The 17047-nt window shown below is 41.1% G+C and carries 15 protein-coding genes; all 15 read left to right on the forward strand.

Annotated elements, in window-relative coordinates; translation table 11 throughout:
- Position 1 precedes the first annotated feature (1 nt).
- Positions 2 to 1165: a glycosyltransferase gene (locus QZR76_RS01520; protein WP_294139755.1), complete on the forward strand. Its 1164-nt coding sequence runs from the start codon at positions 2 to 4 to the stop codon at positions 1163 to 1165.
- A 31-nt stretch (positions 1166 to 1196) separates the two neighbouring features.
- Positions 1197 to 2315, forward strand: coding sequence for a glycosyltransferase family 1 protein (locus QZR76_RS01525; protein WP_294139758.1), 1119 nt, complete (start codon positions 1197 to 1199; stop codon positions 2313 to 2315).
- Positions 2312 to 3145: a hypothetical protein gene (locus QZR76_RS01530; RefSeq protein ID WP_294139759.1), complete on the forward strand. Its 834-nt coding sequence runs from the start codon at positions 2312 to 2314 to the stop codon at positions 3143 to 3145. The genes QZR76_RS01525 and QZR76_RS01530 overlap by 4 nt, the downstream gene beginning before the upstream one ends.
- Before the next feature lie 5 nt (positions 3146 to 3150).
- Positions 3151 to 3852, forward strand: a complete 702-nt coding sequence (locus QZR76_RS01535; RefSeq protein ID WP_294139762.1) for an OmpA family protein — start codon at positions 3151 to 3153, stop codon at positions 3850 to 3852.
- Between the two features lie 11 nt (positions 3853 to 3863).
- A complete protein-coding gene (locus QZR76_RS01540; protein WP_294139764.1) occupies positions 3864 to 4490 on the forward strand; it encodes an acyltransferase in 627 nt (208 codons plus the stop codon).
- 21 nt (positions 4491 to 4511) lie between these two features.
- Positions 4512 to 5993 carry an oligosaccharide flippase family protein gene (locus tag QZR76_RS01545; RefSeq protein ID WP_294139766.1) on the forward strand — a complete coding sequence of 494 codons (1482 nt, stop codon included), beginning with the start codon at positions 4512 to 4514 and terminating at the stop codon, positions 5991 to 5993.
- Positions 5986 to 7212, forward strand: a complete 1227-nt coding sequence (locus QZR76_RS01550; RefSeq protein ID WP_294139768.1) for a Coenzyme F420 hydrogenase/dehydrogenase, beta subunit C-terminal domain — start codon at positions 5986 to 5988, stop codon at positions 7210 to 7212. The genes QZR76_RS01545 and QZR76_RS01550 overlap by 8 nt, the downstream gene beginning before the upstream one ends.
- The gene (locus QZR76_RS01555) at positions 7209 to 8306 is read left to right on the forward strand and encodes a polysaccharide pyruvyl transferase family protein (RefSeq protein WP_294139770.1); all 1098 of its coding nucleotides are present in this window, start codon (positions 7209 to 7211) and stop codon (positions 8304 to 8306) included. The genes QZR76_RS01550 and QZR76_RS01555 overlap by 4 nt, the downstream gene beginning before the upstream one ends.
- A 9-nt stretch (positions 8307 to 8315) precedes the next feature.
- A complete protein-coding gene (locus QZR76_RS01560) occupies positions 8316 to 9242 on the forward strand; it encodes a glycosyltransferase (RefSeq protein WP_294139771.1) in 927 nt (308 codons plus the stop codon).
- Positions 9243 to 9246: 4 nt separating this feature from the next.
- On the forward strand, positions 9247 to 10293 hold the full coding sequence (locus tag QZR76_RS01565) for a glycosyltransferase family 2 protein (protein ID WP_294139773.1): 1047 nt from the start codon (positions 9247 to 9249) through the stop codon (positions 10291 to 10293).
- Between the two features lie 133 nt (positions 10294 to 10426).
- Complete coding sequence (locus QZR76_RS01570; RefSeq protein WP_294139775.1) at positions 10427 to 12778, forward strand: LruC domain-containing protein; 2352 nt, start codon at positions 10427 to 10429, stop codon at positions 12776 to 12778.
- A 19-nt stretch (positions 12779 to 12797) separates the two neighbouring features.
- The gene (locus QZR76_RS01575; protein ID WP_294139776.1) at positions 12798 to 13925 is read left to right on the forward strand and encodes a glycosyltransferase family 1 protein; all 1128 of its coding nucleotides are present in this window, start codon (positions 12798 to 12800) and stop codon (positions 13923 to 13925) included.
- 9 nt (positions 13926 to 13934) lie between these two features.
- On the forward strand, positions 13935 to 15089 hold the full coding sequence (locus tag QZR76_RS01580; RefSeq protein ID WP_294139778.1) for a glycosyltransferase family 4 protein: 1155 nt from the start codon (positions 13935 to 13937) through the stop codon (positions 15087 to 15089).
- A 16-nt stretch (positions 15090 to 15105) separates the two neighbouring features.
- Positions 15106 to 15957, forward strand: coding sequence for a glycosyltransferase family 2 protein (locus tag QZR76_RS01585; protein WP_294139780.1), 852 nt, complete (start codon positions 15106 to 15108; stop codon positions 15955 to 15957).
- A 5-nt stretch (positions 15958 to 15962) separates the two neighbouring features.
- Positions 15963 to 17042 carry an endonuclease/exonuclease/phosphatase family protein gene (locus QZR76_RS01590; RefSeq protein WP_294139782.1) on the forward strand — a complete coding sequence of 360 codons (1080 nt, stop codon included), beginning with the start codon at positions 15963 to 15965 and terminating at the stop codon, positions 17040 to 17042.
- Positions 17043 to 17047: the final 5 nt, after the last annotated feature.

The following is a 17047-nucleotide window of genomic DNA, read 5'->3' on the forward strand; positions in this document are numbered from 1 at the left end:
TATGGAGCACATACTACATATTATGGACTGCATCATTTGGTGTATACTGGCAATATCCACGGGTTACCTTCTTGTATTCAGTATTGCTGCACTACCCAAACGGGCTTTTCACTATCCCGCAAGCCGGAAACAACATCGGATAGCCGTATTATTTCCCGCTTACCAGGAAGACGCCGTTATTATAACAGCCGTTCATTCCTTCCTCCGGCAAGACTATCCCCGGGACCTGTATGATGTCGTGGTTATCTCCGACCACATGGAAGAAAAGACAAACAACGAACTGGCCCGACTACCTATTATCCTGCTCATGGCTGCTTACGAGAACAGCTCAAAAGCCAAAGCCCTGAATTTGGCCATGGACAAACTTCAAAACGACTACCAAATAGTGGTCATCCTTGATGCGGACAACAGCGTCGACTCTCTGTTCTTGGAACATATAAACAACGCTTATGCATCCGGTTCCAAAGCCATGCAAGCTCATAGAAAAGCCAAAAATCGCAATACGGATGTGGCCGTATTGGATGCTGTCAGCGAAGAAATTAATAATTCCATTTTCAGGAAAGGACATGTAAACCTGGGACTTTCTTCAGCTCTTATCGGCTCGGGAATGGCTTTCGATTACGACTGGTTCAAAGAAAATATAAAAAAGATCTTTACCGCCGGAGAGGATAAGGAATTGGAAATTTTACTTTTAAAACAACGCTATTTTATCGATTACCTGGAAGAAGTTTACGTGTATGACGAGAAGACACAAGGAAACAAAGGATTTTATAACCAACGCCGCCGATGGCTTGCCGCACAATATAGTCAATGGAGTCGGATCGTTCGTGATCTGCCGGGAGCCCTGTTCTCGTTTAACATTGATTACTGTGACAAATTATTTCAATGGATGATGCCTCCCCGTTTGTTGCTATTGGGAAGTATCGGCTTTTTCGCTTGTCTTTCCCTGTTCATTCATTGGGAATACTCCTTAAAATGGTGGGGATTATTTATCGTTACGGGAATAACCCTCTGTCTGGCGATACCCGATTATCTTGTCGACGATCGCTTTAAAAGGGCCATCCATAAAATCCCCCTGCTATTTATCATGATGTTTGTCAATCTATTTCGCATGAAAGGGGTAAATAAAAGATTCATTCATACAGCACATGGAGAGATAAAATAAAATCACGAGTGTAAAACTAAAACAAAGGGGTATGAAAATCGCTATCGAAGCTCAACGTATATTCAGAACAAACAAACATGGAATGGACTTTGTAGCCTTGGAAACGATCCGGGAGTTACAAAAGATTGATAAGGAGAACGAATACTTCATTCTTGTTGCCCCGGGAGAAGATCGGTGTCTTTCCCCCAGTTCCAATATGCATATCGTGGAGATTAAATGTCCCACCTATCCCCTATGGGAACAAATAGCACTACCTCGTGCGCTGAAAAAAATAAAACCCGATATGTTGCATTGCACCAGCAATACGGCACCCATCCGTTGTTCCGTTCCGCTCGTTTTAACTTTACACGACATTATCTTTCTGGAAAAAAGACAACACAATAATCGTTCCATCTACCAAAATATGGGATGGTATTATCGTCGTTTTGTCGTCCCCCGCATTTTACCCTCTTGCCAAAAAATCATTACCGTATCGAATTTCGAGTGCAAGCGCATTCAAGAAGCTTTACACCTTGAACCGGAACAAATAACGGCCGTTTACAACGGCTTCAGTAAACATTTCCACCCCATCGGTCAACCGGAAAAAGTCACAAGAAAATACATTGATACGGATAAATACATTTTCTTTTTAGGGAATACAGATCCGAAGAAAAACACAAACCGTACCTTAAAGGCTTACGGGATATACGCCGAACGCTCTCAACATCCCGTTCCTTTAGTCATTGCCGATTTAAAGGAACCCATTATCGATGCCATTCTGAAAGAAGAAAAAATAGAACACCTGAAACCGTTATTACGTTATCCCGGTTATATTCCTAACACGGATCTACCGGCCATATACAGCGGAGCGTTTGCTTTTCTATATACCTCATTACGAGAAAGTTTTGGGATACCTATTCTGGAAGCGATGGCTTGTGGAACCCCGGTCATTACTTCTTCCATAACCGCTATGCCTGAAATTGCAGGAAAAAATGCTATATTAGTAGATCCGTTTAAAGAAAATGACATTGCCGATCAACTACTTGCTCTGGAAGAGGACAGCACATTCTATGACAAACAAGTTGCTTACGGCCTGGAACGGGTAAAATCATTCTCATGGGAGAATACAGCTCGAAAACTATTGGAAATTTATAAATCATTACCTCTATGAACAGCTATACATTCATTTTTATATCTCTGATCCTATTTTTGTTTCCTTATCTCGGTAAGATTTGGTTTAATAGAAATACGCTCACTTCTACCGTCGTCTCGTTGGGATTATTTTGTACCTTTTGTGGCATTATCTGGGCCCTGTTCAATTTCGATGTAAATGATATCGAAGTCGCCCTTCCACAACTACTGGACCATATCAAAACAACCTTTTACAGTTCTGTTGCAGGTATGCTGACCTCTATTATCCTGAAAGTATTTCCGGCATTCTATGGGATTCGTTCAACGAAAAACGTTTACCCATCCTCTTCTTCCCAAGAAGACCGCATTCTGGAATTACTATCCAACATAGAACAAAAAATAGGTTCCGTACCTCCGTCCTCTTCTGAAACGATCAATAATCTATTCAATGAATTGAATACGACGCTTATCGAATCTCATAAACAACAAATAGAACGAGCCGACGAATTGAATCATATCAATCAAAAACTATCCGACTCTTTAAAAACAATCGGAACGGCTATCGAAAGATTAGGAGAAAACACGAATAAGACATATCACACGGACTATGAAAATATTAACAAACAACAATCCGTATTGGACTCTGAAATCATTAACCTGAACGCTTCTTGTAAGAAACTGGATTTAATGATCAACAATACCAAAGAACTTCTACAAGAACAGATGAATAATGTAGAAGAAAGATTTGCAACCAAGCTGGACTCCATGCAGGAGTTCTCACAAACATTATTAGCCATCGTGAAAAAACTGACACAGGATCACAATACCATTCTCAAGCAGCAGAATTCCAAACAAGAACCCTCAAAATAATCATTATGAGTATTTTTAACGGACAAAACGAAGACAATCATTGGTTTTCCATTGCAGATTTAATGTCGGTTTTAATGTTGATATACATCTTTATTTCTGTTATCTATATCATCAAAATTACTCATGAAAAAAACAGGATTGAAAAAATTGCCGTCTCTTACAATCAGCTTCAATACGAATTATACAAAGATTTGGAGAGCGAGTTTAAAGATGATTTGAAAAAATGGAATGCCGTTTTAGATCAATCGACCCTATCTGTCCGCTTTGAAGAACCCATTATATTCTTCAACCGGGGAAGTGCGACCCTCAAAGAAGAGTTCAAGGTGATACTTAATGATTTTTTCCCTCGTTACCTGAAAATATTAACATCGGACAAATACCGCGACGACGTCGAAGAAATCAGAATAGAAGGTCATACCTCGAGTGAATGGGCAGAGAACCTTTCTAAAGATGAAATCTATCTGAAAAACATGGAATTATCCCAGGACAGAACTCGAAACGTTTTGGCCTATTTGCTGGAACACCAACAAAATAATGAACAATTAACCATGATTCTTCCTAAAATTACAACGAACGGTTTATCTTCCAGTAAACTGATCATGAAAAACGGAGTGGAAGACAAAGAAGCTTCCCGAAGGGTCGAATTCCGGGTCAGAACCAATGCCGAAAAACAAATTACAAGAATATTAACCGTCCCGTCCAACTAAAAATTACTGCTATGAACATGGCCCGATTAAAAGAACGGATAAAACAAAATCCCCAATTAAAACAGTTTATTTTGGCCTGGATGGTTCATCCGGTAAAAACCCGTCCTCGACGTTGGCTACGTTTTTTACAACCTCTCTATTTAAAACGGAAAAAAGGTTCTGTCATCTACCGTAATGTACGAAAGGATCTGGTGCCTTTCAATTCGTTCACTTTAGGTAAAAAGTCCGTTATTGAGAGTTTTTCTACCTTAAACAACATGGTTGGTGAAATCCACATCGGCGACCATAGCCGTATCGGGTTAGGTAACACGATTATCGGTCCCGTTTTCATCGGAGACAAAGTTAATCTCGCCCAAAACATCACGGTTTCCGGCTTAAACCATAATTATCTCGATCCGGATCAGTCGATTATAGATCAAGGAGTATCGACCGCTCCTATTCATATAGAAGATGACGTTTGGATCGGAGCAAATGCCGTTATCCTGGCCGGAGTCACCATCGGTAAACATGCCGTTATTGCGGCAGGAACGATCGTAAACCTTTCCGTTCCTCCCTATTCCGTCTGCGTGGGAAATCCGGGGAGAATCATAAAACAATATGATTTTACAAGAAAAGAGTGGGTAAAATACAATAAATAACCGATCTTTCAACCAAGTATTATGTCAACCTATTCAAACATAGCCAAAACAACAGGAATCATTGGTGCCGTAAAAGTAATCATGATGTTTTTCGGAATCATACGAGCTAAAATCATCGCTATGGTTCTCGGCTCCGCCGGTTTTGGCTATTACGGGTTATACAACAGCGTGACGGATTTGGTCTCCACCGTATCCAGCCTGGGACTGAACCAAAGCGGAGTTCGTCAGATCGCCAAGTCGAATGCTCAAAACGACAGTCAACAAGTCTCCAAGACTTATACCATCTTGCACCTGTCGATTTTAATCACCTCTTTATTAGGTACATTATTTATCTGTATCTTTTCCAAAACCATCAGTTTAAAATTATTCAACACGACAGATTATTATTGGGGAGTATGTATTGTTTCCCTGGTCGTACTATTCAATGGGGTTTCCAACGGACAAATAGCCGTTTTAAACGGACTGAAACAAATTAAGAGTATGGCTATCTGTCAAATAATCGGAGCTGTTTTCGGTTCGTTATCTACCATTATTCTTATCCTGCTTTGGGGAGATGCGGCGATTCCGGCAAGCATAGCCTTAGTTGCTCTGACGATGCTTCTCAGTACCGGTTACTACTTAAAAAAATTACATTTGAAACCGACCCGTCTCTCTTTTGCCGAGATGAAGACGGAACTGAAAGGCTTGTTGGGCATCGGTATCAGTCTATCCATAGCTGCAGCCGTGGCAAATTTAATGACCTACTTCTCCAGAATTTACCTGAAAGATGCCATGGGAATAGAAGTGGTCGGTATATACCAATCCTGTTGGACACTATCCAACATGTACGTGGGTATGATCCTGTCGGCCATGGGGGTTGATTTCATGCCCCGGATTATGACCTACATACAAAATAATGCAAAGGTCTCCGACTGTATCAACGAACAGATTGAATTGGGTGTATTGATAGCCGGTATCGGAATTTTAGCGAGCTTCATTTTTGCTCCTATCATGCTCAATCTGTTTTACTCCAAAGAGTTCGAAATAGGAACATCCATCATTCGCTGGCAATTGGTCGGGGTTCTTTTCCGTGTTTTCGGTTTCTCCTTCGGTTACGTTATCACGGCCAAAGGAAAAGGATTGCTGTATATTATCATCCAATCGCTCTTTTTCATATCGGAATATTTACTGTTGATCGGATGTACCAAATGGTTCGGTTTGGATGGATTGGGAATAAATTATTTCATTGCCTATCTGCTCTATATCTTTGTCGGAGGTTTCACTTGCGCCAAAATAGTCGGTTACCGTCCTTCCGCCTTTTTATTCCAGATCACGGGAGCCCTGTTTATCTTCATTTGTATTGTCGCCCTGCTGAACTATTTCATATCGAATCCATGGATTTTCTACGGAATCAGCTCACTGGTACTTGCGGTCAATCTCTATTGGACACATAAAACATTAACAACCCGGATGGGAATAAACCTTATACAACTCGTCCGGTCTAAATTAAAGAAAAATGCCTAATCTACCTTCTCATAAAAACTGTAGCGGCTGTCTTGCTTGTATAGATTGTTGCCCGGTTCAAGCTCTTTCAATGAAACGGAAGAACGGTTTTTTTCACATTATCGTCAATCACTCCACTTGTATAAAATGTAAATTATGTGAAAAAGTTTGTCCGAATCTGACGTTTAAGACATCGAACAAGGAAACAGATACAAAAGTATACGCCGTTTGGTCCTTGAATCAAAACATCAGATTTCAGAGTGCCAGCGGAGGAGCTTTTGCCGAATTAGCCCGGCATTTTCTTGTAAACGGAGGACACGTGGCAGGAGCCGTCTTGGAAAACAATCGGGTCTTCCATAAATTTATCCATCATGCCGACGATTTAAGTCAATTACAAAATTCCAAATACATCCAGAGCGATACCAGAAACATATATAAAGAGACACAGAAGCTCTTACTCCGAAACGAGAAAGTGCTATTTTCCGGAACTCCTTGTCAAATCGCCGGACTTTTCCGGTTCCTGAAAAAAGACAATACAAAAAACTTACTTACGGCTGAGATCGTATGCAATGGCGTAGAATCGGAACTCGTCTTACAGGATCATTTACACCACTTCCAAGCCGATCGGATCATTAGTTTCCGTGATAAAACGCAGGGCATGAAGTCTTACGGGACGACCACCCTTTCCATACAAGGTAGTTCACGTAAAATACCTCAGAAAGAAGATATTTTCGCTCGTTTCTTTTTTGGCGGATTGACATTGCGTCCCAGTTGCTACAACTGCCCGTTTTCAATACTGCCCAGAACAGCGGATATCACGTTGGGAGACTATTGGGGAAGCGACGAATGGCCGGAAGAAACAGAGAAAGGTATATCCCTTGTTATCACCAATAACTCCCGCGGAGCATTAGCTTTTCACGAGTTACAGGAATCCGGGAATATAGAATCCTATCCCGTAAAATGGGAAAAATGTTTACCTCACAATCCGCGTATATTCACCGGAAAAAACTATTTACAATACCATCCGGCAAGAATGTTTTCAAAGCTCATCCGTCTGATTATCCCGGCCAAACTACAACGAAAGATATTTTCACATCCGGTACCATTTGCCTTTGACAAGTTCAGCCTGAAAATCATTACCTTTATAGCTGATTATTTCTCCTCCCGAACACGTAAAAAATGTCAGGAAGCAGTCTCCCGGATGAACCGATTTACAAACGAAAAAAAGGAAATCATATGAAAATAGGGATATTAACTTTTCATAGAGCACATAATTATGGAGCCGTTCTTCAAGCTTTCGCTTTACAGGAATACTTGCGAAAAGCCGGACACGACGTGAAAATTATCGATTATAACCCGCCTTTTTTGGAAGCCAATTACAAGGTATTTGCTTTCAAAAAATTTTTGACGACTAAGGTTCATGTCTATTATTTACTCAAAGGAGCCGCTATCGAGTTCTTAACTCTTCCGGTCAGGGCAAAACGTTACAAGGCTTTTTCCTCTTTTATCCGCTCGAAGTTAGCTCTCTCAACTCCGACCGTTTACCATAAAGAAGAGATTCCGAAGGATTTCGATGCCTATATCTTCGGTAGTGATCAGATTTGGAATCCGAAGATTACCAAAGGATTCGACGATGTCTATTTCGGTTTGTTTTCTTCTCGCCCGGAGGCTCGAAAGATCGCTTACGCGGCCAGTATGGAGACGAGTGCCCTGAACGACGAAGAGAAAGAATTTCTCGGTAAAGCCCTCTCTCAATTGAACACGATCGGTGTTCGGGAGTCTAAATTAAACGACTTACTACAACCTCTCGTTAAACAAAAGATTCAAACCGTAGCAGATCCGACCATCCTGTGTTCAAGAGAAACTTTCGATAACATTGCCGTGAAACCGATAATACAAGGCAAATACGTACTTGTTTATCAGGTAAAAATCATGCCGGAGACCCTTTCTTTCGCCCAAAAATTAGCAGATCGTATCGGGGGAAAAGTCATACAATTGGTATCTACTCCCGTTTTAACCAGTCGCCCCGGAGTATTCAACTGTGCCTCCCCCGAAGAATTTATCGGCTGGTTTAAACATGCCGATTTCGTGGTAACGACCTCTTTTCACGGAACCGTATTTTCTCTTCTGTATCAAAGAAATTTTTACGCCCTGGAAATTCACGCTATAAGTACGCGTATCCGTTCGTTACTTCAAGATGTTGAGCTTTCGGAACGTTACGTAAAACCGACGGACCAACCGGATACGACATCCGTCGATTTTACCCGGGCAACACAACATTTAGCCCGGTTACAACAAGAATCCGCACTTTTCTTACAAAATGCATTAAAATAAAATGTAAACATGGAACAGCCTAAAGTTAGTGTCATTATACCCATATACAATACGGAAGCTTATCTCAAAGCGACTGTCGATTCCATCACCCGGCAAACACTGCACGAGATTGAAATCCTTCTCGTCAATGACGGCTCCACCGATCAAAGTTTACGAATCATGCAAGAGTTGGCGGCAACAGACAATCGCATCATCCTATTTTCACAGGAAAACAAAGGGTTGTCCGCTACACGTAACCAGGGCCTGTCTATGGCAAAAGGAGAATATATCTATTTTATGGACAGCGACGATCTGTTAGAAGCAACTACTTTAGAAGAGTGTTATTCCAAATGCCAGGCTCATCAACTGGACTTTATATTTTTTGATGCGGATACTTTTTCCGATGACGATCACATACGTTTAGATAATAAATATTCTCGAACACAAGGGTTAGAAGATCGTGTCTACAACGGGATCGAAATGCTGAATCTGCAATTGGATACCTTCCGGTTTCAATCATCAGCCTGCCTGAGCTTCGTCAAACGCTCATTTTTAGAGCGCATAAAATTACTGTTCCTACCCGGAATTATCCATGAAGACCAGCTCTTTACCGCCCAACTTTACATGCAAGCCGACCGGGTAGGATTCATTGCAAAACCCTTTTTCAAAAGAAGGATAAGGGCAAATTCCATCATGACCCGAAGATTTTCATATCAAAATATGAAATGCTATTTCATTGTTTCTTCAAAATTATTGGAATTTGGCAAAGACAAAAATAACGAAACAAAAAAGACGATTCGCCGGTTTATCTCCATCATGTTAAATGCGACAGTCTACAGAGGCAGGGAAATGACGGTAAAAGAGAAGTTCCGTACCCTCGGCAGATTCGTTTTTTCCTATCCCCGACTCGTCTCCGCCAAGAGTATGCTAAGATTGTTTATCACTAAAAAATCCTGATCGCATGACTTACAAAGTAACTTTAGCCATGCCCGTTTATAACGTGGCTCCCTATATAAAAGACTCCTTACTCTCAGCCCTTAATCAAGATTTCGATGGATTGGAAATTCTTTTGCTGGATGACAAAGGAAACGACGGTAGTCTCGATATTGTTAAGGAAATACTCCGTACTCATCCCCAAAAAGAAAACGTGCGGATCATAGACCAAAAAATAAACCAGGGACCCGGATTAGCCCGCAATCGGGCCATAGAAGAGGCCCGGGGAGAATACATTCTGTTCATGGATAGCGACGACCGGCTCTCTGCCGATTGTGTCAGGACGCTATACCAAAAAGCCATGGAATACCCCCGGGCGGACATAATTGCCGGAAATACAGTTTATGTCACTCCTTCCGGAGAAAAAAGCTATCCCTTTCATAAACGCCAATTCTCCGTATTGGACTCTCCGGAAAAGGTAATGAACTTCTATGTTAATCCCGATACGTTAATGGGACTTGCGACTTGGAACAAACTATTCAAAATCAGCTTTTTGAATGACTTCCATATTCGCAATAAAGAACACCGAATACTCGAAGATCGTTATTTCTTTATTCAAGAGTGTATGAATGCCCGATTTGTGGTAGCTCTGGAAGAGATCACCTATTACTATTTAATCCGGGAAGGTTCCACTTCCAACTCGGATGCGGAACGTTATTCCATCACCCGCTCTCTCCTGTTGCAACGCACGGAATTAATAACGGATTGCATTCATTATGTCATGAGTCATCCCGATCCTTTAGCTCGTATATACGGGACAATGATTATTCTGGAGCATATCCGGCAACTCTTACCGCTTGCCGCCAATTGCAAGTATGTTACTTACCGGGAAAAGAGAAAAATAATAACCTCTCTGTATGATCCTGAATTATTCCAATTAGCCCATACATCCGATTTGATAAAAAAGCGACTAAACAATAAACGATACCGGATACTGTTTTTCAGTTTTAAACTACCGGCTCTATTTTATCCCGCATTTTGGATATTTATTGAAAAAATACACCGAATAATTTGATTTAAAGTAAGTTTACCATATTAAAACATTTATTTACCACCCAATTTATGTATATTTGTATAGTAGATATTTTGTTTAAATTTATTCTACTTGGCATATATTTAGTCTTCTAACACCCTAACTAAACAAAATTATGAGAGAGAAAATACTCCAAAAGGTACTGTCAGTTATATTTTTTATTGCGATACTAATCGGATGTCAGAAAGATTATTTCGACCCGGGATATTTTGAAAAAAATTACATCATTCAAAATATTCCGAAAAACTTCGATTGGTCGAACATTTCAACCCTGGATGTGACAGTCATCCCGTATGACACTCATAATAACAAATATTTCTATACTATTGAAATATTTGATGAGAACCCTATATTCGAAAAAGAGAAGGCAGTCCTGTTGGCTAAAGGAGTCTGCAGTCAGAGTCTGACATTCCAAACAAGCGTCGTTTTACCTAAAGGTACACCCGCGATATATGTTCGTCAAACTTCCCCGGAAGGTCAACAAACCGTACAAGAATACACCGTGGAAGGGAATAAACTGACCTGTAACTTCAATCCCACGGCAAACACGAGCGTTTTGGCTAAAATCATGGCCAAAACCAATACTGTTGAAAGTTATAGCATAGAACAAACCGATTTTCCGACCCCGGCCCAGGCTATAGAGATCAACAGTTCATCTCCTCCTCGTTGCACGCTTGAATACGGTAAAAATTACGTGATCAGGGGAAATTATACCGGAGAAATCATATACTCCTGGGGGAACGTCTCCTTATACGTGGAAGGGACATGGCGAAACACCTCTTCCGCACCGATCAAATTAGAAAAAGACGATAACCTGATCATCCAAAACGGGGGAGAGATTATCTTTGATCAACCGGTAAATATCCAGGCGACCAGGGATGAAACAAACATAGTTGTTGCCCCCAACGGGAAATTCAACCCCACGCAAAAAGAGGTAAACCTCACCCTCAGTAACAAATCGAAATTCATCGTACAAGGGGAAGTCAATTTAAACAATCTGGTCTTTGAAAACGGGGCAGAGTTATATAATATCGGAGAGATTTCCGTAACGAATTTTACCGTTAAAAATAACCAAACGATGGTCACAAACGACGGAAAACTCGTTGCCGGCGAAGTGAATCTTATCGGTTCCCTATTTACCAACAACGGACCGTTAAATACCGATAATTTCATAACGGAAGGCAGTACCTTTATCAACAACAGCAAATTTACAGCCAAGATTATAGACTTCAAGAGAGGGGCATACACAAACAATTGTATGACGCTATACGAAGACTTTACGCTAACAGGAACGACATTGTCACTTGCATCAAATACGCTTGTCAGTGGGACATCCATGACCGTCAAAGGGACAAATATTCAAATGGAGGGACACTCTATTCTGTCCATATCCGACAAAATGTCTTTCACAAACGCTTCGAGCACCATCAGCGGTACCGGCAGCGAAGAGTTCGCTTTACTCCGGGTTAAAGAAATTGACGCAAAAAGTTGGAAAATAGTAACCTTCCGCGGAAATCTCGAAATCGAATGTTCCAGTTCTCCGGGAGCTAATTATCACGTACTCCAAGAGCCCGCCCATTGGGTCGCCGAAGGAGAGTCGACCATCAACATTCCGAGCTCGGAATGTACCGATGGAAACATAACGGACCCCGGAAATCCGGAAGATCCGAATTTCCCGATCGAAGGAGACAGCACGCTGATGTATACCTGGATCACGGAAGATATGTTTCCCGATTTGGGAGATTATGACATGAACGACTTAGTGGTCGATTTTGGTGCCATACCGGCTATCAACTCCAATAATATGGCAGAAAGCCTCACCTTAAAAATAGTGATTCGTGCCGTAGGATCTACCCGCACCATCGGAGCGGCCCTGCAATTGGATCAGGTAACCCCCGGAGAAATCCAAAGCGTAACTTACAGTACCAATAATCTGTTCGAAAGGAAAATGTTTTCGGTCAATGCCAAAGGCTTGGAAAATGATCAGACACAGGCTGTCATTCCTTTATTTGAAAATGCCCATAGAATTATGGGAGTATACAACACCGCCATCATGATAAACACGTTTGCCCTCGGCTCCGTAGTTCCGGGAAAAGGCGAACGGAAAGATATACAGAAATTTGAAGTCAAGATACAGTTTAGCCGGCCCGTTGCACTAAATAAAATCAACATGAACCAACTCAACCTTTTTGTGATTAGCGGAAATAAATTTACTCCCCGGAGAACCGAGATCCATCTACCCGGATTCAAACATACGGCTTTGAGTAACATCAGTCGTCCTATCGAAGAGAGTACGAACGGGTTGATGTGGGGTCTGTTGGTACCACGCTCTTTCCGTTATCCGGCCGAAGCGATTTCCATATTAAAAGCCTATCCGGATTTCGAAAAATGGGTAACATCTGGAGGTACAAATTATCTGGAATGGTATAAATCACCCAGCACAAATGACGCGTACATTTACAGATAACGGTAGAAAAACGACTCCTATGAAAATGCTTTTTTTAATTTTTCATGGTTTTGCCGAATACAACGGCATCAGTAAAAAAATATTTTATCAAAAAGACGCCTTGCAGGCCTGCGGATGGGATGTCCGGTTTTGTTATCTGGATACGGATACGGAGGGGAACCATATCCGATGGGCTGAAAAAATAATAATAGATAATTATGGAAAAGGATGGATAGCTAAAATAAAGAAACGAACGGCGTACAACCATCTGTACCGATATATACTGGATAATGATATTCGTTTTGTTTACATACGATACGATCATAACGCCAATCCGTTTCTAATTCATTTTCTAAAAAGATTACATCAAAAAGGAATCAGAACCGTCATGGAGATTCCCACCTATCCCTATGATCAGGAGTACAACGGTTTGGCTCTAAAAGAAAAACTGATGCTGTACACGGATAAGTGTTTCCGGAAATCCATGGCCAAACAACTTTTTCGGATAGTAACTTTCTCCGGCTATACCTCCATTTGGAATGTTCCTACAATCAATATCTCCAATGGAATTGATTTTAGCCGGATAAAATTAAAAACACAAAGCGACCATAATCCCAGAGAGTTCCACTTGACGGGAGTGGCCGACATGCATCGTTGGCACGGTTATGACCGTATCGTGACCGGGATGATTGAATATTACAAGCAACCTCATGACACGGAAGTATATCTTCATCTGGTCGGAGGAGGAATGCCGGATATCTTAAACGAACTCCGTCAAATGGTGACCGACCATCATTTGGAAGAAAAAATATTTTTCCATGGCCCCGTGTTCGGAGAAGAATTAGATAAGATATTCGAACAAACAGACATGGGAGTTGCCAGTCTGGCCAGGCATCGTAGCCAAATTTCTAAAATCAAAACTTTAAAAAACAGAGAATACGCAGCCCGGGGAATTCCATTCATCTACTCCGAAACAGATGAAGACTTCGATCATATGCCCTATATTATGAAAGCCTCAGCCGACGATTCGCCTGTCGACATCCAGTCTCTTGTCGACTTCTGGCAAATACACCGCTTTACCCCGGCAGAAATTCGAAACTCCATAGAACCTGCTCTTTCGTGGACACAACAAATGCAAAAAATAACCGATATCGTAACCTCAAAGTGAAACTGAACCATGAGTCTTAAAATAGCTTACTGTATCCCGTCTCTTTATTACCCGAGCGGTATGGAACGGGTCCTTACTTTAAAGGCAAATTACTTTACAGAAGTCTTCAATTACGAAATTTATATCATTATTACCGACGGGAAAGAAAAGACTCCCTACTATTCACTTTCTCCGAAAGTAAAAATAGTTCAATTGGATATAAACTTTGATCACCTTTACGGCCAACCTCTCCGCAAACGAATTATAGAATACCGGAAAAAACAACAACTATACAAAAAACGGCTGAAAGAAGCTCTTTGTAATATTCGTCCGGATATCACCATATCCATGTTACGGAGGGAGATTAATTTTATCAACTCCATACCGGACGGAAGCATAAAGTTGGGTGAGATCCATTTCAATCGTTCCAATTACCGGGATTTCAGTAATGAAAAGTTACCCCACTGGTTACAAAAAATGGTAGCCAGATTCTGGATGAATCAACTGCTGCGCCAATTGAAAAGATTAAAGAAATTTATCGTTCTTAGTCATGAAGACAAAGGATATTGGAAAGAATTAAATAACGTCGAGGTAATTCATAATCCTCTTTCCTTTTTTCCTGATAAAACCTCTTCTTTAGACCAAAAACAAATTATCGCCGTCGGAAGATATGTTCCGCAAAAAGGATTTGATCGCCTGATTGATGCCTGGCAATACGTGGTCCCTAAGCATCCGGATTGGACATTAAAAATATACGGCGACGGGATGCGTGCCCAATTAGAGGCTCAAATACATCAATTGCAATTGGATAAATCATGTATTTTGGAACACTCCGTCACTAACATCATTGATAAATACTGCGAAAGCTCTATCTTTGTTTTAAGTTCTCGTTTTGAAGGATTCGGTATGGTTATTATCGAGGCTATGGCTTGTGGTGTCCCCCCTGTTTCGTTTACCTGTCCCTGTGGCCCCAGGGATATTATTCAGGACGGACAAGACGGTCTCCTCGTAGAAGATGGTAATATAAAACAGTTAGCCGAAAAAATTTGTTATTTAATCGAAGAGGAAGAGGAAAGAAAAAGAATGGGAAAGGCGGCCCGTATTCACGTGGAAAGATTCAAGATCGAACACATTGCCGAGCAATGGAAAAATCTTTTCGAACAAATACTTCCTCAAAAAATATAAACTAAAATCAGAAACTATGTCTTGGTATTCAAAATATCTATCCGTTTACAATAAAACCTTCGATGAAATTCCCCCCCAAACGCTACAAGAAATAAGGGAAAAATTACAGCAAATCAATCAATCGGAACAACCGTTAGTCTCCGTCGTTGTCATTGCTCATAACGAAGAAAAACATCTGGCAGCCTGCCTCTGGTCTCTTAGTGATTCCCGTTGCCGCTATCCCATGGAAATCATAGGGGTGGACAACAGTTCTACTGATCGTACGGCGGATATTTACAAGGCTTCCGGTATTCCTTATTACAACGAGTCACAAAAAAGTTGCGGCTATGCCCGCCGATGCGGTTTGGAACAAGTCCGAGGTAAATATTATATCTGTATCGATTCCGACACCATGTACCCACCCCGCTACGTGGAGACTCTTGTACAAAAATTGGAACAACCGGGGGTTGTTGCCGTATCCTCTCTCTGGAGTTATATTCCCGATAAAGACCATCCGTGGTTGGGCCTAAAAATATACGAATTCATGAGAGACACTCATCTCTTTCTGCAATCTTTCAAAAGACCGGAATTGAGCGTACGGGGATTGGTGTTCGCCTACAACGTCGAGTACGGGAAAAAAGTCGGTTATCGCGTCGACATCATCCGGGGAGAAGACGGATCCATGGCTCTGGGATTGAAAAAATACGGAAAAATCGCTTTTGTCCGAAAAAGAAAAGCACGAGCTGTAACAGGATACGGAACAGTTAGTGCGGACGGATCTTTTTTCAACAGCTTTAAGATACGAATCATCAAATACCTGAAAGGTATGAAAAGTTATTTTACGTCCAGAACAGATTACAAGGACGAAGATTCAAACCTTATCAAATAAAAATTATGGCAGCACTTCGATTCATGCTTTCATTGCTAATGATTCCAATTACGTTACTTATCGCATTAAGTAGCATCATGGGAGTATTGGCCGTTTATGTTCATCCGGCAACATTCTGGGGCATTGCCGTTCTCGGCTTACTACTTCCTGCCACATTAACCATGAACCTTTTACTTTGTATTTATTGGGCAGTCAAAAAAAAGAGATGGATGTTCGTTCCTATCGTAACAATCCTATTAAGCATCCCCTATCTCTTATCCATATTTCAATTTTCACCTTTTTCCAACTCCGAAAACGATAAAATTCGTATCGCAACCTACAATATTTTAAATTTTAAGAATTTAGAATCCAATCATACCTCTATTCCAGATATCGTAAATTTTGCGGAATCGAATGATGTGGATATTCTCTGCTTGCAAGAATACGGTGAATCCAATCAAGAAAATGCGATCTCTCCGACTTCTCGCTTTTTAACCTTACCTCATTCGGCCAAAAGTTGGTCACGGCAAACCCATACTTCAAATTACGGAATTGCCATACTGAGTCGTTATCCTATCCTCTCCTCCCAAAATATAAATTTTGATTCCCCGACAAACAACGCCATGTGGGCCGATATAAAGATCGGACAAGATACGATTCGTGTTTTCAACGTGCATATGCAAACGACCAATTTCAGCCAGAAAGAGCAACAATTACGTCAACAACTCTTGGAGAATAATCCGACAGGTGGGAAAAAAGCGGCAAAGGAAATCATTTGGGCATTAAAAAATAATTTCAAGATACGGGCTCAACAAGCAGAACAATTACGATCCATCATCGATACTACCCGGTTTCCGGTTATCGTATGCGGAGACTTTAACGATCCCCCTACTTCTTATGTTTATCATAAAATAAAAGGGGATCTGAAAGACAGCTTTATAACAAGCGGAAACGGATACGGATACACCTATCGTAATCTTTGCAAATTATTCAGAATAGATTACGTATTGTATTCACCAGAAATTCAAGGTACATCCTATCGCTCGCCTTCCCTGCCTTGGAGCGATCATAATCCTGTTGTTACGGGAATCGAATTACCAAAATAGTATTA

It is taken from the genome of uncultured Sanguibacteroides sp. (assembly GCF_900543425.1).
Lineage (GTDB): Bacteria > Bacteroidota > Bacteroidia > Bacteroidales > Marinifilaceae > Gabonibacter.

What these genes read in the sequence shown, in the direction of transcription:
- QZR76_RS01520 (WP_294139755.1), top strand. Translation starts at nt 2, where the DNA reads ATGGAGCACATACTACATATTATGGACTGCATCATTTGGTGTATACTG.
- QZR76_RS01525 (WP_294139758.1), top strand. Translation starts at nt 1,197, where the DNA reads ATGAAAATCGCTATCGAAGCTCAACGTATATTCAGAACAAACAAACAT.
- QZR76_RS01530 (WP_294139759.1), top strand. Translation starts at nt 2,312, where the DNA reads ATGAACAGCTATACATTCATTTTTATATCTCTGATCCTATTTTTGTTT.
- QZR76_RS01535 (WP_294139762.1), top strand. Translation starts at nt 3,151, where the DNA reads ATGAGTATTTTTAACGGACAAAACGAAGACAATCATTGGTTTTCCATT.
- QZR76_RS01540 (WP_294139764.1), top strand. Translation starts at nt 3,864, where the DNA reads ATGAACATGGCCCGATTAAAAGAACGGATAAAACAAAATCCCCAATTA.
- QZR76_RS01545 (WP_294139766.1), top strand. Translation starts at nt 4,512, where the DNA reads ATGTCAACCTATTCAAACATAGCCAAAACAACAGGAATCATTGGTGCC.
- QZR76_RS01550 (WP_294139768.1), top strand. Translation starts at nt 5,986, where the DNA reads ATGCCTAATCTACCTTCTCATAAAAACTGTAGCGGCTGTCTTGCTTGT.
- QZR76_RS01555 (WP_294139770.1), top strand. Translation starts at nt 7,209, where the DNA reads ATGAAAATAGGGATATTAACTTTTCATAGAGCACATAATTATGGAGCC.
- QZR76_RS01560 (WP_294139771.1), top strand. Translation starts at nt 8,316, where the DNA reads ATGGAACAGCCTAAAGTTAGTGTCATTATACCCATATACAATACGGAA.
- QZR76_RS01565 (WP_294139773.1), top strand. Translation starts at nt 9,247, where the DNA reads ATGACTTACAAAGTAACTTTAGCCATGCCCGTTTATAACGTGGCTCCC.
- QZR76_RS01570 (WP_294139775.1), top strand. Translation starts at nt 10,427, where the DNA reads ATGAGAGAGAAAATACTCCAAAAGGTACTGTCAGTTATATTTTTTATT.
- QZR76_RS01575 (WP_294139776.1), top strand. Translation starts at nt 12,798, where the DNA reads ATGAAAATGCTTTTTTTAATTTTTCATGGTTTTGCCGAATACAACGGC.
- QZR76_RS01580 (WP_294139778.1), top strand. Translation starts at nt 13,935, where the DNA reads ATGAGTCTTAAAATAGCTTACTGTATCCCGTCTCTTTATTACCCGAGC.
- QZR76_RS01585 (WP_294139780.1), top strand. Translation starts at nt 15,106, where the DNA reads ATGTCTTGGTATTCAAAATATCTATCCGTTTACAATAAAACCTTCGAT.
- QZR76_RS01590 (WP_294139782.1), top strand. Translation starts at nt 15,963, where the DNA reads ATGGCAGCACTTCGATTCATGCTTTCATTGCTAATGATTCCAATTACG.